This is a genomic window from Raoultibacter timonensis, from assembly GCF_022845715.1.
In the GTDB taxonomy this organism is placed as follows: domain Bacteria; phylum Actinomycetota; class Coriobacteriia; order Coriobacteriales; family Eggerthellaceae; genus Raoultibacter; species Raoultibacter timonensis.
Genome location: NZ_AP025564.1, coordinates 1223078 through 1235805, shown reverse-complemented (window position 1 = coordinate 1235805; position 12728 = coordinate 1223078). Strand labels below are relative to the sequence as shown.

12 protein-coding genes are annotated in these 12728 nt (G+C 61.3%); 6 read left to right on the top strand and 6 right to left on the bottom strand.

Annotated elements, in window-relative coordinates; genetic code table 11:
* Positions 1–27: 27 nt before the first annotated feature.
* From MWL89_RS04870 to MWL89_RS04860, 3 genes are read left to right on the top strand one after another with little or no spacing between them, the layout of a single operon-like run.
* On the top strand, positions 28–177 hold the full coding sequence (locus MWL89_RS04870; protein WP_180995094.1) for a CD1871A family CXXC motif-containing protein: 150 nt from the start codon (positions 28–30) through the stop codon (positions 175–177).
* Positions 178–180: 3 nt separating this feature from the next.
* Positions 181–1089, top strand: coding sequence for a 4Fe-4S binding protein (locus MWL89_RS04865; protein WP_244411969.1), 909 nt, complete (start codon positions 181–183; stop codon positions 1087–1089).
* Positions 1086–1685 carry a TlpA family protein disulfide reductase gene (locus tag MWL89_RS04860; RefSeq protein ID WP_244411968.1) on the top strand — a complete coding sequence of 200 codons (600 nt, stop codon included), beginning with the start codon at positions 1086–1088 and terminating at the stop codon, positions 1683–1685. The genes MWL89_RS04865 and MWL89_RS04860 overlap by 4 nt, the downstream gene beginning before the upstream one ends.
* Before the next feature lie 102 nt (positions 1686–1787).
* On the opposite strand, the gene MWL89_RS04855 is transcribed toward MWL89_RS04860, so the two are convergent.
* The 6 genes from MWL89_RS04855 to MWL89_RS04830 all read right to left on the bottom strand — a co-directional run bounded on the left by MWL89_RS04855 (position 1788) and on the right by MWL89_RS04830 (position 8518).
* Complete coding sequence (locus MWL89_RS04855) at positions 1788–3089, bottom strand: amidohydrolase (protein WP_244411967.1); 1302 nt, start codon at positions 3087–3089, stop codon at positions 1788–1790.
* 77 nt (positions 3090–3166) lie between these two features.
* The gene (locus tag MWL89_RS04850) at positions 3167–4303 is read right to left on the bottom strand and encodes a protein kinase family protein (protein WP_244411966.1); all 1137 of its coding nucleotides are present in this window, start codon (positions 4301–4303) and stop codon (positions 3167–3169) included.
* Complete coding sequence (locus tag MWL89_RS04845; protein WP_244411965.1) at positions 4290–5330, bottom strand: ABC transporter ATP-binding protein; 1041 nt, start codon at positions 5328–5330, stop codon at positions 4290–4292. Before MWL89_RS04845 ends, MWL89_RS04850 begins: the two co-directional genes overlap by 14 nt.
* A 34-nt stretch (positions 5331–5364) precedes the next feature.
* Positions 5365–6171: an ABC transporter permease gene (locus MWL89_RS04840; RefSeq protein WP_244411964.1), complete on the bottom strand. Its 807-nt coding sequence runs from the start codon at positions 6169–6171 to the stop codon at positions 5365–5367.
* Positions 6171–7046 carry an ABC transporter permease gene (locus MWL89_RS04835; protein WP_102378756.1) on the bottom strand — a complete coding sequence of 292 codons (876 nt, stop codon included), beginning with the start codon at positions 7044–7046 and terminating at the stop codon, positions 6171–6173. Before MWL89_RS04835 ends, MWL89_RS04840 begins: the two co-directional genes overlap by 1 nt.
* A 128-nt stretch (positions 7047–7174) precedes the next feature.
* The gene (locus tag MWL89_RS04830; protein ID WP_219724289.1) at positions 7175–8518 is read right to left on the bottom strand and encodes an ABC transporter substrate-binding protein; all 1344 of its coding nucleotides are present in this window, start codon (positions 8516–8518) and stop codon (positions 7175–7177) included.
* Between the two features lie 159 nt (positions 8519–8677).
* Here MWL89_RS04830 and MWL89_RS04825 point away from each other — a divergent pair, with 159 nt between their 5' ends.
* From MWL89_RS04825 to MWL89_RS04815, 3 genes are all read left to right on the top strand, one after another.
* Complete coding sequence (locus tag MWL89_RS04825) at positions 8678–9598, top strand: nucleoside hydrolase (RefSeq protein WP_244411963.1); 921 nt, start codon at positions 8678–8680, stop codon at positions 9596–9598.
* Between the two features lie 137 nt (positions 9599–9735).
* Positions 9736–10584, top strand: a complete 849-nt coding sequence (locus MWL89_RS04820) for an Mrp/NBP35 family ATP-binding protein (protein ID WP_102378753.1) — start codon at positions 9736–9738, stop codon at positions 10582–10584.
* Between the two features lie 202 nt (positions 10585–10786).
* Entirely contained in the window at positions 10787–12721 is a 1935-nt protein-coding gene (locus tag MWL89_RS04815; RefSeq protein ID WP_244411962.1) for an FAD-dependent oxidoreductase, read from the top strand.
* The last annotated feature ends 7 nt before the right edge of the window (positions 12722–12728 follow it).

The window sequence follows — 12728 nt, the reverse complement described above, 5'->3', positions numbered from 1 at the left end:
CCGGCAACCCTACGCTACAATGCCACCATGAAACAATTAGCAAAACGCATACCTTGGTGGCTCGTCGTTCTCGTACTCGCCGCCATCCTGATCGCGCTCGGCATCGCGCAGGGCGATTTTCAGGACACGCTGCGCAAGGCGGCGCTCGTCTGCTACGAATGCATCGGGATCGGATAGCCGATGGGTCCGATCGCGCGCTTCAAACGCTCTATCATCCAGCTGCTCGCCGCCCTGCTCTACAACCTCAACTTCGAGGGCTTCGCAACGGGCACCATCTACCAGGGAGACACGAAAGGCGTCTGCGTTCCCGGGCTCAACTGCTATTCATGCCCCGGCGCCATCGGGGCATGCCCCATCGGCTCGCTGCAAGCAGCGCTCGTCGCAAGCGACCAACGGCTTCCCCTCTACATCATCGGAACCATCCTCGCTTTCGGCGCGCTTCTCGGCCGCACGGTATGCGGTTGGCTCTGCCCGTTCGGCTTCATCCAAGACCTTCTCGACAAGGTACCGCTTCCCAAAATCAGAAAGGGCGCCTGGAGCCGTGCATTCTCCTGGGGCAAGTACGTCATCCTGTTCGGCCTCGTCATCGTTGCGCCGATTGTGCTCCTCAACGCTACAGGCATCGGCACGCCGGCGTTTTGCGCCTACCTCTGCCCCGCTGGCACCCTTGAAGCGGGCATTCCGCTCGTCGCCATGAACGAGGATCTTCGCTTCATGCTCGGAGCGCTGTTCGACTGGAAGGTCGGCGTACTTGTAGCGCTGCTCGCCGTCTCGCTGTTCGTCTACCGTCCGTTCTGCCGGTTTTTCTGCCCCCTCGGCGCGCTGTATTCGTTTTTCAACCGGTTCGCGCTTCTGCGCTACCGCGTCGACGAGGAGGCCTGCACCAACTGCGGAGCATGTCTCGACGTATGCAAGGTCGATATTCGCAGGGTAAGCGATCGGGAGTGCATACAATGTGGAGCCTGCGTAACATCGTGCAAAACGAGCGCCATCCGATTCTCGCTTCGTGATATGCTAGCAAACAACTTACATATAGACGGCTCTCGACGCGACGATGCGCCGTCCGAACGCGAGGAGCAGAGATCATGATACGTACCGCACACTCGAATGCGCACCGAGCCCTTGGGCTCGTTCTTGCGCTCGCCCTTTCGCTCGCCGCACTGGCTGGCTGCTCGGCGCCGGCCGCCGAAACGGATCGGGGTTCCGCAGGATCAAGCGGTTCGGCAAACGAGAACGGCTCTGCGCAGGCTCAGAAAAAGGCCAAGGTCGAGGAAGGCGTCGAAGCGCCCGATTTCGAGTTCGAAACCATGGACGGGCAAACCGCCGAACTCTCCGACTACCGGGGAAAGGTGGTCGTACTCACCTTCTGGGCAACTTGGTGCGGATACTGCATGCGCGATATGCCGGAGCTCGATAAGATCGATCAAGCTTTCGACAGCGTGCAGATCGTCGCCATCAACCGCGGCGATCGCAATGCCGATGCCCAGGCCAAAGCGGAAGAACTCGGATACGATTTCGCCTGGGGACTCGACGAAGACGGCGCGATAGAGGCGCTCTACCCCGCAAGCGGCATCCCCTACACCGTCGTCATCGACGAGAATGGCGTCGTGTCGACCGTGTTTGCGGGAAGCGCACAGGACATGTACTCGTATCTCGAGATGGCGGTCACCAAAGCCGGAGCTTAGCGAGCCGAGTAAAGCGCGTATCCGTATGCAGAAAGGCCGCCGACATGCGATCGGCGGCCTTTCGTCTGGCTGCTTATCGAGGCGCTTGCCCCGCCCAGCCGCTTACAACGACGAGATGATGCGGCGGGTACGCACATCCACCTCGGCCTTTGCGCGCTTCACGTCGATGGTTTTCCATTCGCCGTCGCGATAGAGCACCTCGCCGTCGACCATCGTCAGGCACACGTCGCCGCCGTGCCCGGCGAACACGAGGTTGTTGAGATAATCGGTCGAGGGGCACCACGAGGGTCCGCTCGCGTCGAGCACGGCCAGATCGGCCTTCGCGCCGATCGCGATCCGGCCGCAATCCTCGCGCCCCTGGGAAAGAGCGCCCGCGCGCGTTGCCGCCCGCATCGCCACAGCGGGCGACACGGCGGTCGGATCGAGGCTTGCACCCTTCTGGGTAAGCGCGAACACGTAGAGATCCTGGTACAGGTCGTGGTTGTTGTTCGATGCGACGCCGTCGGTGCCGAGCGCCACGTTCACGCCCCGCTCCAGCATGCGGACGATCGGCGCGAAGCCGCTCCCGAGCTTCATATTCGAAACCGGGTTCGCAGCCACGAACACGCCGCGTTCGGCAAGGATGTCGATGTCGCCCTCGTCAACCCATACGCAGTGCGCCGCAGTCACGGGAACGTCGAACACACCGAGGCTGTCGAAATAGCGCACGGGCGTCAAGCCGCCATGACGTTCTTTGCATTCCTCGTGCTCCGATTTCGTCTCCGAAACGTGCACGTGGATGCCGAGGCCCTTCTCTTTCGCGATGCGCGCGATGTCGGCTGCGACGGTGGGGGTCGAGAGATATTCGGAATGGATGTTGTAATCGATGCGAATGCGTCCATCGGCACTGCCGTGAAACTCGCGGACGAGCTCTTCGTTGACCGCGCAATCGGGATATTCGGCATACGGCTTATCCTCGAAGGCGATAAGACCCTCGCACGAGTTCATCTTCATGCCGCACTCCGTGACCGCCCGGATGCGCTCGCGGGAATGGTAGTACATATCGGAAAAGCTCACCGTGCCGTAACGGAGCATCTCGGCGCAGGCGAGCATCGTCGCCCAGTAGGCGTCCTCACCGCTGATCTTCGCCTCGAAGGGAAACACCCGGTCGTTCAGCCATGTTTGCAACGGCAGGTTCTCGGCGTAGCCGCGCAAGAGCGTCATGGGCGCATGGGCATGGGCGTTGTACATGCCGCAAACGAGCAGCTTCTCGTCGCCGTCGTACACCTCGCCGTACCGTGCTGCTTCCGCAGGCGACGGCGCTTCGGCGCCGATGTATTCGATGCGCCCATCGATAACGCCGACCCACCGGTTCGTCTGCACCTCGAAGTGCTCGTCGAGTATCGCGATATCGGAAAACAACATGGGCAACTCCTTATCTCGTTTCGCGGACCGTCGCGCCCGCAAGCCAGTACTATATCACTCTCGAGCGTCCGTCTTGCTCAACGGCGCGGTGCGCCGCCTTCAGGCGAAAGCCCGAAGAACTCCCGTTCGACGAACGAGAGAAACGGATCGCCGAGATACGATTCCACCTTGCCGAGCGTATAGGCGTCGGCTACCGATCGCTCGCCGCTCCGATGCTGGGCGTAGGCCATCGCACACCAAGTAAGCCCGCGCAAACAGGTAATCGTCAGGTAAGCGGCCGTGCGATCGCGAAGCGAGGCAAGCGAAAAGCGTCCCGCAACCGCGTGTTCGTACGCCTCGATGAAACGATCGACGTCGCGGGCATCGAGCACCGTTTCGGTTTTCCAAAACGTCGTCGTCGGCGCAAGGAAGTGCGCGAGATCCTGCTCGACCTCGCCCGCCACGGGTTTTTCCCAATCCACCAGATAGCTTGTGCCCCGTTCGTTGATCAGGAAATTGCGGGAGTTGAGCTCGGTGCTCACGATATGGCGGTGCGCGGGAACGCGGGGCTCGCATGCAACCTTCCGCGCATGTGCGAACAGGCGGCCGATGCGGTCCAGCGTCGTGCGGTCCGCCCCCGCCCAGCGACGATAAACGCGAAACATCGCCTCGCATTCGTCGATGACGGCTCCCAGAGGATCATCGGGCGCGACGAGACCGTGGCCGTCCGACAGCGCCACGTCATGCACATCGGCGAGTACTTCGGCGGCAACGTCCAAATCGGCATCGTAAGACAGCGGGCGGCCGTCGAGCCATTCCTCAACGAGCACGCCCTTGCCGAAATACGACTTCGACGAATCGACGAACAGAACGCGCGGCGTCCGGCCGCTCGGTTCGAGCAGCGTCAGGGCGTGGGCCTCGTAGCCGATCTGATCGTCGAGATGCATCTGCGATCCGAGGTTGACGCGGAACAGGAGCTTTCTTCCCGTAACGGGATGGACGAAAGAGAAGTTCGCGTTGTACTCGCCCCGCGCAAGCGGCCGCACTTCGATCGGCGCGCGCTCGGGCAGATCGAGTGCCGTGCGAGCAGCGGTGTTCCGAACGAGGTACGCTTCAACCTCACGCGGATCGAGGCCGTCGGGCGAAGCCGGCGCCCCGCACGTTTCCGATGCGCCGAGCGCCGCATCGACGCAAGTCCGCTTCGCTTGACGGCTCGCCGTCTCATCGATCGCCATCGTCGCCACCTCTTCCCGGATACACGAACACGCCCGCCTCGTCGAACGCCACACCGACAAGGCAGCCGGCGGAAATCGGCGACGACGAGGGAACGGTCAGCGTCTGGTCCCCGAGGTCGATTCGAACCAGATGCGTCGAGCCGCGGTACACGCAGCACCGGACCGAGAAGACCGGCGGCATGCCCTCGTCGATGAAGGCGGCGTTCTGCCGTATCACCGCCGTCGCAGAGCCGCACCGCACGCCTTGCGCCGGAAGGCTCAAGGGCCCCGCGGAGAAGACACCGCCCTCAACTGCACCCGCGATCGTCGAGCAACCGCCGAAGCATGCGGCAATCTCGCTTGTCGCCGGATGCTCGAACAACTCGTCAGGCATGCCCTGCTGTTCGACCCTGCCCCCGCTGAGGTACACGATGCGGTCGGACATCTCTATGGCCTCGATCGCATCGTGGGTCACCATGATGGTCGTCATGCCGAATTCGCGGTGGAGTTTCAGCACCAGCGAGCGCATGTCGTCGCGCAGGTGCTCGTCGAGCCCCGAGAAAGGCTCGTCGAGCAACAGCACCTGCGGCGTTGCCGCAAGGGCGCGCGCCAAAGCAACGCGCTGCTGCTGTCCGCCGGAAAGGCTCGACACCTCGCGCTTTCCGAATCCGTCCAGTTGCACGTGGGAGAGAAGCTCACGTGCCCGATCGAGGCGCGCTGGTTTTTTCATGCCGCGCATCTTGCAGGGAAACGCAACGTTTTCCTCGACGTTCATGTTGGGAAACAGCCTCATGTCCTGGAACACGTAGCCGACATTGCGCTTGTGCGACGCAACTCCGTCGATCGCGCGTCCATCGAAGGACACCGAGCCGCCGTCCTGCACGAGAATGCCCGCGATTATCTTGAGAAGCGTTGATTTGCCGGCGCCCGAAGCCCCGAGCAGCGAAAGAAATTCCCGATCGTGCGCCTCGAACGACACGCTATCGAGTACACGTTTGGCGGGTTTCGTTCCCAAATCGATCGTTATGTCGGACACCGTTAGTCTCATACGGACGGGCAACTCCTTCTCATCGCAGCTTCGGTCAATCGGTAAAGTACTCGGTCTTGGCGGACGCAAACCGCTTGAGCAGCAGCTCGAACAGGAAGAACACGCCGAGCGTCACCGCCATGAAGACGACACCGTACGCGCTTGCTATCGTGCGGTCGCCGCTCGCCAAGTAGGGAAACATCACGAGCGCGAACGTCTTCACCGTGCCGCCGCCCACTAAAAGCGTCAGGAAGTACTGCGAAAACGACGTGATGTAGGAAAGCGAAGCCGCCGAGAGCAAGCCGGGAAGCAGCAACGGAATCTGCACCTCGAAGAGAGCCCTCACAGGACCCGCCCCCGATACGCGCGCCTGCTGCTCGAGTTTTTCGCCCGCAGCCGCGGTAACTTCGCTCATGATGGTGATCGCATAAGGAAGCGCAACGATGGTATGCGCGAGCACAACGCCGAAAACCGTATTCGCGAGGCCCGCGTGGATGAAGACAACCTGTACGCCCATGGCGAACACCGTCGCCGGGATGAGAAACGGCAGCACGGTCGAAAAGCGGAACAACTCCTTGCCGAAGAAGCGGTACGAAACGAGCGCGCGGGCCGCCATGGCTGCAACAACCGTCGAGAGCGCCGCTACCGCAAGCGATATGCCGACGCTCACCGCAAGAACCTCGCCCAGATCGCGCGACGTTACGAACAGCTCGACGATGCCCCGATCCGAGAATGTCTGCGGAAGCAGCTCGGGCCATGGCCACGAACTCGTGAACGCCCATACCGCAACGACGGCAAGGGGGACGAGAACGCAAACAAGGTGCAGAGCCACGAACAGTTTTGCAGCACGTTTTCCACCCATCAGCGTCTCCTTTCGCGCTGCAACACGATGAAGTACACGATGGCGAGAACCGTACAGATGAGCACCATGATGCCGTTGATGGCCATAGCGTAAGAGCGGTTCAGGATATCGGGATTCTGGAATTCCAGGTAAGCGAGAACAGGTATCGCCTTCGGCAGAGTCGGACCGAGCAGAAACGGAACCTCGTACGAGCCGAACGAGAAGGCGAACACGATGAGAAACGCCTTGACAAGCGCCCCTTTGCACAGGGGCAGCGTAACGGAGAAAAAGCTCCTCAGGGCCGATGCCCCGAGCGTAAGAGCCGCCTCGCCGTAGCGGTCGGACACGTTCGCCATGATGGCGATAGTGCAAAACGCGACGAAGGGTATCTCCTTCCAGAGGTAGACGAGGACGATGCCCCATCCGCTCGGATCCCCCACGACCGAGGGAAACGCCCCGATCCCGTCGATGAGGCCGAGTGCGTACAGTGCGCGGGGGACGAGTCCCGTACCCGCGAACAGCGAAACCACGAACAGCACGACAAGGGTGTGCGCGGTCATGAGCGGTATGCTGATGCCGACGGCCTGCAGCGCACGCGACGCCGACAAGCGCGTCAGCGCCGCAGACAGCACAATGCCCCCCACAACGGCGAGCGCCGACGACACCGCCGAGATATAGAGACTGAACCCGAGCGAAGCCGTAAAATCAGCGCGTCCGAACGCTTCGAGGTAGTATTGCAGCGTGAACTCGGTCTTGCCGAGAAACGGCATGATCCCGAACCCTTGGAGCACGCCGTTCACCACGCCATATATGAAAACGAGGACGAGGACGACCGTGGGAGCGATGAGCGCGTACGGGGCCAGTGCGCCCTTGATCTTACGCCCTCGCAACGACATTACGCATTCACCTCCCGCCCGCCTTCAACAACCGATACGGTGCCGCCGACGTTCCATCGACGCAACCAACGGGCAGCACCTCGCGCCGCCCGGGCCGCAAGCGGCACCGTACCAGTATAACGGCAACGCTACTTGCCGATAACCTCGTCGAGCCACAGCTGCTCGATTATCGGAATCACCGGGCCGGCGGCCTCGACGATGCGATGGTCCAAAAGCTCGTCGATGGGAAGCTGCGTCACGCCGAGCGGCACGTCTTCGAACGCGGCGCGATCGGCCTCGGAAAGCTTGCCCATGTCGAGCACGCTGATATTCGCAAGCTCCTCGTATTGAGAGAGTTGCATCTCCGGGGAGATCACCTCGTTGATGGCCACGAGCGCGGCCGCTTTGTTGGTTGCGTTCTTGGCGATCGCCATGAAGTTCGAGTTGCCCACCGTACCGGTTTCGAAGATGAACGAGCGGGTTGTTTCGGGCAGCGTGCCGTTCTTCACGAGCGCCTCGGGAGCACCGTAGCCCATGTTCATCACAAGCTCGCCGTCTGCGTACATCGTGTCCACCGTAGCGGCATCGGCCGGAAACGTCGCTCCCCCTTTCCAGAGGAAGGGATTGAGCGAGCGGAGGTATTCGAGACCCGGTTCGATGACGGCCTTGACCGATTCGGTCGTGGGGTTCTCCATCGAGGAAAGCTTCTCGAACTCGTCTTTTCCAACGACGCCCGCGATGAGACACGAGATGAACGCCGTACCGGCGAAATCGCCCGGTTCGGGATAGGTAACCCGGCCCTGATGCTCTTGGCAAAACGCAAGAAACTCGTCGGGGTTCTTCGGCGTGCTCTTCACCTTCGCAGAATCGACCCACATCTGCATCTGAGCTTTGCCGTAGGGCGCTTCGTACCCCTCGACTGGGGAGCCGAAATCGTAGAGCACCTCGTTGCTTTCGGAGTCGATGTAGTCGTTGAAGTTGGGCAGGTAGTGCGTGAACGGCCCCCACAGATACCCGTTTTCCTTGGTTGAATAGAAATTCTCGCCGTTGATCCAGATGTAATCGATGCTGCCCGCCTCGACACCCGCCTGCATTTCGCCCGAAAGCTTCGTGAGGATGTCGTTGATATCCATGCCGACCAGATTCAAGGTGACATCGTACTTTTCCTTGAGCGCAGGAGCGAGCACCGTGGTGATCCACGTATTGCGCGGCTCCGATCCTCCCCATCCGTACCACGAAACCGTCTGGCCCTTCGCCGCTTCGAGAACCGCATCCCAGTTTGCGTAATCGACCTCGCCCGCAGCGTCGCCGCCCGACGCAGCTTCGCCGTCGGAAGCGTTCGAGCAGCCTGCGAGCGCCGACCCGAGCAGCATCGTCGCTGCAGCCGTCGAGGCAACCGCCACAAACCGGCGGCGCGTCATCGCCCTCGGCAGCTCGCTTGCAGCCGCACCGTCTGCCCCGTCGTTTCCTTTTCGCGCTTCGCTGATCGCCATGTATGCTCCCTTCCTCGCATGCCGCCCGGCAGCCGAAACCCGTTTTGCCCCGACGCAACCGACGATGCCATGCGCTTCCCAAATAGCTTGTTTTAGTCTATTATAAGATTATATCTATTAGTTGGTAGTTGCAAGCCTATTTCTGCAAACGGAGGTTTCATGGATCAGCCGCACGGTGCCGCAAAGCGCATTATCTTCGATTCCGATACGACCATGGGCCTCGCCGACTGCGATGTCGATGACGGGTTGGCCATTCTGTTCGCGATGGGGTGCATTGCAACGGGAGCACCCGTCTCGATCGAGGGCATATGCGCAAGCTACGGAAACAACACGCTCGAAGCAGTGTACGCGAACACCCTCGAGATCGCCGACGCGTTCGGACTGAACGCGCCTATTCTTAAGGGTGCCGCGGACAAAGAGCACCCTGACTCCGAAGCCGCCCGGTTCATCGTCGATGCTGCGCACGCAAACCCCGGCGAGCTTTCACTGGCCGTTACAGGTTCGACCACCAACCTCAAAGGCGCCCTTGCCATCGATCCCGACGTGCTCTCGCTCTATCGCGAAGTCGTGCTCATGGGAGGCATAACCCGTACGCTCGTCTTCAACGGCACCATCATGGACGAGCTGAACCTCTCGTGTGATGCACAGGCTACCGAGATGATCTTCGATGCAGGCAGGCGCGGTGCCGCCATCGTCGTGGCAACCGCGAACAACTGCCTGCCCGCCTCGTTCGAACGAACGGATTTCCTCGCCCGCATAGACTCCGGCACAGAAGGCGGCGGCACGGTCCGAAACCTATGCGCATCGTGGTTCGACACGATGAAACGCTGGTACGGGCTCGATGAGTTCTGCTGCTGGGATGTACTCGTACCCGCCTATATCCTCATGCCCGCCCTGTTCGAAGATTGCCCGTTCGATGTCGTACTCGACCCCCGGCTTCTTTCGGCAGGGTTTCTCGAGCCCGCCTTCCCCGGAGCCCCCGCAGCGCGCATCAACGCACCCCGCATCGCCGATGCGCAAAGGTTCTGCGAAGAAACCTACCGCCTGTGGGAAGCGGCCATCGCCACAATAGATGGCTGAAAGCGGTTCGACCGGCAAACTTTGTGATACCATACCGCGTGTTACAAGATAGAGCTTGCGCGCCGAGCTGCAAGACGAGAAGCGCGCAGCCTGGTTAGGCAGCGCCCGAGTTCGGGCGAAAGAAAGAGGGAAGAGCAATGGCAGAAGAATGCACACACGAATGCTCTGGCTGCGGGGTGTCCGATTGCGGGGATCGCAGCCAGCCGGTCGACCACACGCTCAAACCGAACGACCAATCGACGATCAAGCACGTCATCGGCGTTGTTTCGGGTAAGGGCGGCGTCGGCAAATCGCTCGTTACGAGCCTGCTCGCAAGCAGCATGCAGAAAAAGGGGTTCAAGGTCGGCATCCTCGACGCCGACGTGACGGGTCCGTCCATCCCCAAGACGTTCGGCATCACCAATCCGCTTTCCGCCGATGCGAACGGCATCCTGCCGGCGCAGACGCAGAGCGGCATCAAGGTGATCTCGACCAACTTGATGCTCCCCGAAGACGATATGCCCGTCGCATGGCGCGGCCCGGTCGTCTCCAACGCGGTTCGCCAATTCTTCAACGAGGTGAACTGGGGCGAAATCGATTACCTGTTCGTCGACATGCCTCCGGGAACGTCCGACGTTCTGCTCACGGTGTTCCAATCGCTGCCCGTCGACGGCATCGTCACCGTGTCGGCTCCCCAGGAGCTCGTTGCGATGATCGTCGGCAAAGCGGTGAACATGGCCAAGAGCATGGAGGTCCCGGTTCTCGGTCTCGTGGAGAACATGGCGTACTTCACCTGCCCCGATTGCGGCAAGAAGCACCATATCTTCGGCGATCCCCAAGGCAAAGAAGTCGCCGAGCGCTACGAGATTCCGGCGTATGCCACCCTTCCCATCGACCCCGAGTTCGCGCGCCTGTGCGACGCGGGCAAAGTCGAGGAATACGATGTCGCCGACGCCCTCGACCCGATTGTCGAACAGATCGAAAAAGCCGAATGGAAGGCCGAATAGGCCGAACCGATCGCGCAGCGCGCAACGAAGCTGCAGCCACGTACAACCACAGGTGTAGCCCATGCGGTTCTCGAAGCTGACCGCATGGGCTTTTTTGGTTTCTTTGCTTGAAATAACGTCCATCGGTTACTATGAACCAAACACGTTTACATCGCCCGGGAAAACCTCCCGGGGCGTTCTTTGCCTGCGAGGAGCCGGACCCATGAACCACGACACCGGAACGCTCGACGAACACCGTCCGAGAAGAGATCTCAGCCGCCGCGCCTTCTTGGGGCTCGGGGCCGCCGCAGCTGTCACCGCAGGCGCAGGCCTCGCCGGTTGCTCACCCTCGGCATCGGTTTCCAGCACCGCCATCGATGCAACGAATAGCGGATCGACCGGAGCTTCCGGCATTGCGGCCAACGACACGTCGACGCCCGAATTCCTTCAAATTCCCGACCTCATTTCCGACGGATCGCTCAAGGAAACCATCGAGGCCGACATCGTCATCATCGGCGCAGGCCTCTCGGGCCTGTGCGCCGCCCGCGCCGCCGTCGAAAACGGCGCAGAGAGAATCGTCGTCGTCGAGAAGGCGGATTCCTACCAGTGCCGCTCGAACCAAGTAGGCACGGTGGGCGGTCAGGTTCAAGAGTCGCTCGAGATCAGCGTAGACGGCAAAAAGGTAGTCTCGCAGCTCATGAAAGAATGCGGCTACCGCCCCAACCAACGCCTGCTCAACCTTTGGGCGAACCATTCGGGAGAAGCGCTCGATTGGTTCCTCGAGCCCTGCGAGGGAAGCTACGTCCTCGAGGCCGAAAGCGATCCGTACGACGGGGAGAGCCTTTCGGTCAGAAAGCTCCATTGGCCGCATCCCGAAACGGCGAACACGCAGGACGACTACTACCCCGTTTTCGATACCTGCCAGGCTCTGCTGCCCGATCTCGCCCCGTACCTGAAAGAAACGTATAGGATCTGCGTCGACGCGGGCGTCGAGTTCAGGTTCTCGACCTGGGCTCGACAGCTCGTGCGCGCCGACGACGGGAAGGGCCGCGTCGAATCCGTCATCATCATGGGAGTCGACGAGGGCTACCGCAAGATCACCGCGTCAAAGGCCATCCTCTTGGCCACAGGCGATTATTCGGGCAACGCCGAGATGATGCAGTACTACGTGCGGTGGGCAACCCGCTTTCAGAGCATATTCCCCAACGTCGACGCGAAGGGCAACAAGACCAATACCGGCGACGGGCAGCGAATGGGCATGTGGATCGGCGCGAAGATGGAGGCGGGACCCCACGCCCCGATGACGCATCACCTCGGCGGGCCGCTCGGCGTCGACGGTTTTTTGCTCGTCGACATGTACGGCGACCGTTTCACGAACGAAGATGTGGGCGGTCAGTGGCTGCAGAACCAGATATCGCGCCTTCCGGGAAAGAAGGCGTGGCAGGTGTTCGATTCGCGCTGGCCCGAGCAGATCGGCTCCATGGACACCGGGCACGGCAACGTGAACTGGTACGTGGAAGACGCAGCCGACGTACCGAACGGATCGTACGGCAAGAACGCCTACATTGCGAGCAAGGATAACGAGGATGGCAACACCCCGGGGTTCGACTCGTACTTCGCGGAGGGCGCCGATGGCGTTTTCGCCAACACCATCGAGGAGCTCGCCATCCGCATGAGCGTCGATCCCGATGCGCTGCAGAGCACGATCGACCGGTACAACGAACTCGCCGAAGCCGGTGTCGACGAGGATTTCGACAAGCGGGCCGATCGCCTTTTCCCCGTCATCGAACCGCCGTTCTACGCGTACCCGATGACCGATACCGTACTGCTTGTATGCATGGGCGGTCTCGTCACCAATGTGAACTTCCAGGTGATCAACGCCGAGGACGACTCGCTCATCGAGGGTCTCTACGCCGTCGGCAACTGCCAAGGGGGCAGATTCCTCGTCGATTACCCGCTTGCCGCCCCCGGCATAAGCCACGGCATGGCCATCACTCACGGCAAACTTGTCGGAGAACTGTTGGCCGGAGGCTCCGCGAAAAAGAAGCCGTCGGGCGCAACGGAGACCGAGAACCAGACGACCGAGAACCAGGCGGAAGCAGTCGAGGGAATCGATGCGAAACCGGCCGCCGAGGGAGACGAAACGGAAGCCGAATAGGAGCACG

Excerpts from the sequence above, each read along its gene's own strand:
- MWL89_RS04825 (WP_244411963.1), top strand. The coding sequence starts at position 8,678 with ATGGATCAGCCGCACGGTGCCGCAAAGCGCATTATCTTCGATTCCGAT.
- MWL89_RS04835 (WP_102378756.1), bottom strand. The coding sequence starts at position 7,046 with ATGTCGTTGCGAGGGCGTAAGATCAAGGGCGCACTGGCCCCGTACGCG.
- MWL89_RS04830 (WP_219724289.1), bottom strand. The coding sequence starts at position 8,518 with ATGGCGATCAGCGAAGCGCGAAAAGGAAACGACGGGGCAGACGGTGCG.
- MWL89_RS04860 (WP_244411968.1), top strand. The coding sequence starts at position 1,086 with ATGATACGTACCGCACACTCGAATGCGCACCGAGCCCTTGGGCTCGTT.
- MWL89_RS04820 (WP_102378753.1), top strand. The coding sequence starts at position 9,736 with ATGGCAGAAGAATGCACACACGAATGCTCTGGCTGCGGGGTGTCCGAT.
- MWL89_RS04815 (WP_244411962.1), top strand. The coding sequence starts at position 10,787 with ATGAACCACGACACCGGAACGCTCGACGAACACCGTCCGAGAAGAGAT.
- MWL89_RS04840 (WP_244411964.1), bottom strand. The coding sequence starts at position 6,171 with ATGGGTGGAAAACGTGCTGCAAAACTGTTCGTGGCTCTGCACCTTGTT.
- MWL89_RS04850 (WP_244411966.1), bottom strand. The coding sequence starts at position 4,303 with ATGGCGATCGATGAGACGGCGAGCCGTCAAGCGAAGCGGACTTGCGTC.
- MWL89_RS04865 (WP_244411969.1), top strand. The coding sequence starts at position 181 with ATGGGTCCGATCGCGCGCTTCAAACGCTCTATCATCCAGCTGCTCGCC.
- MWL89_RS04845 (WP_244411965.1), bottom strand. The coding sequence starts at position 5,330 with ATGAGACTAACGGTGTCCGACATAACGATCGATTTGGGAACGAAACCC.
- MWL89_RS04855 (WP_244411967.1), bottom strand. The coding sequence starts at position 3,089 with ATGTTGTTTTCCGATATCGCGATACTCGACGAGCACTTCGAGGTGCAG.
- MWL89_RS04870 (WP_180995094.1), top strand. The coding sequence starts at position 28 with ATGAAACAATTAGCAAAACGCATACCTTGGTGGCTCGTCGTTCTCGTA.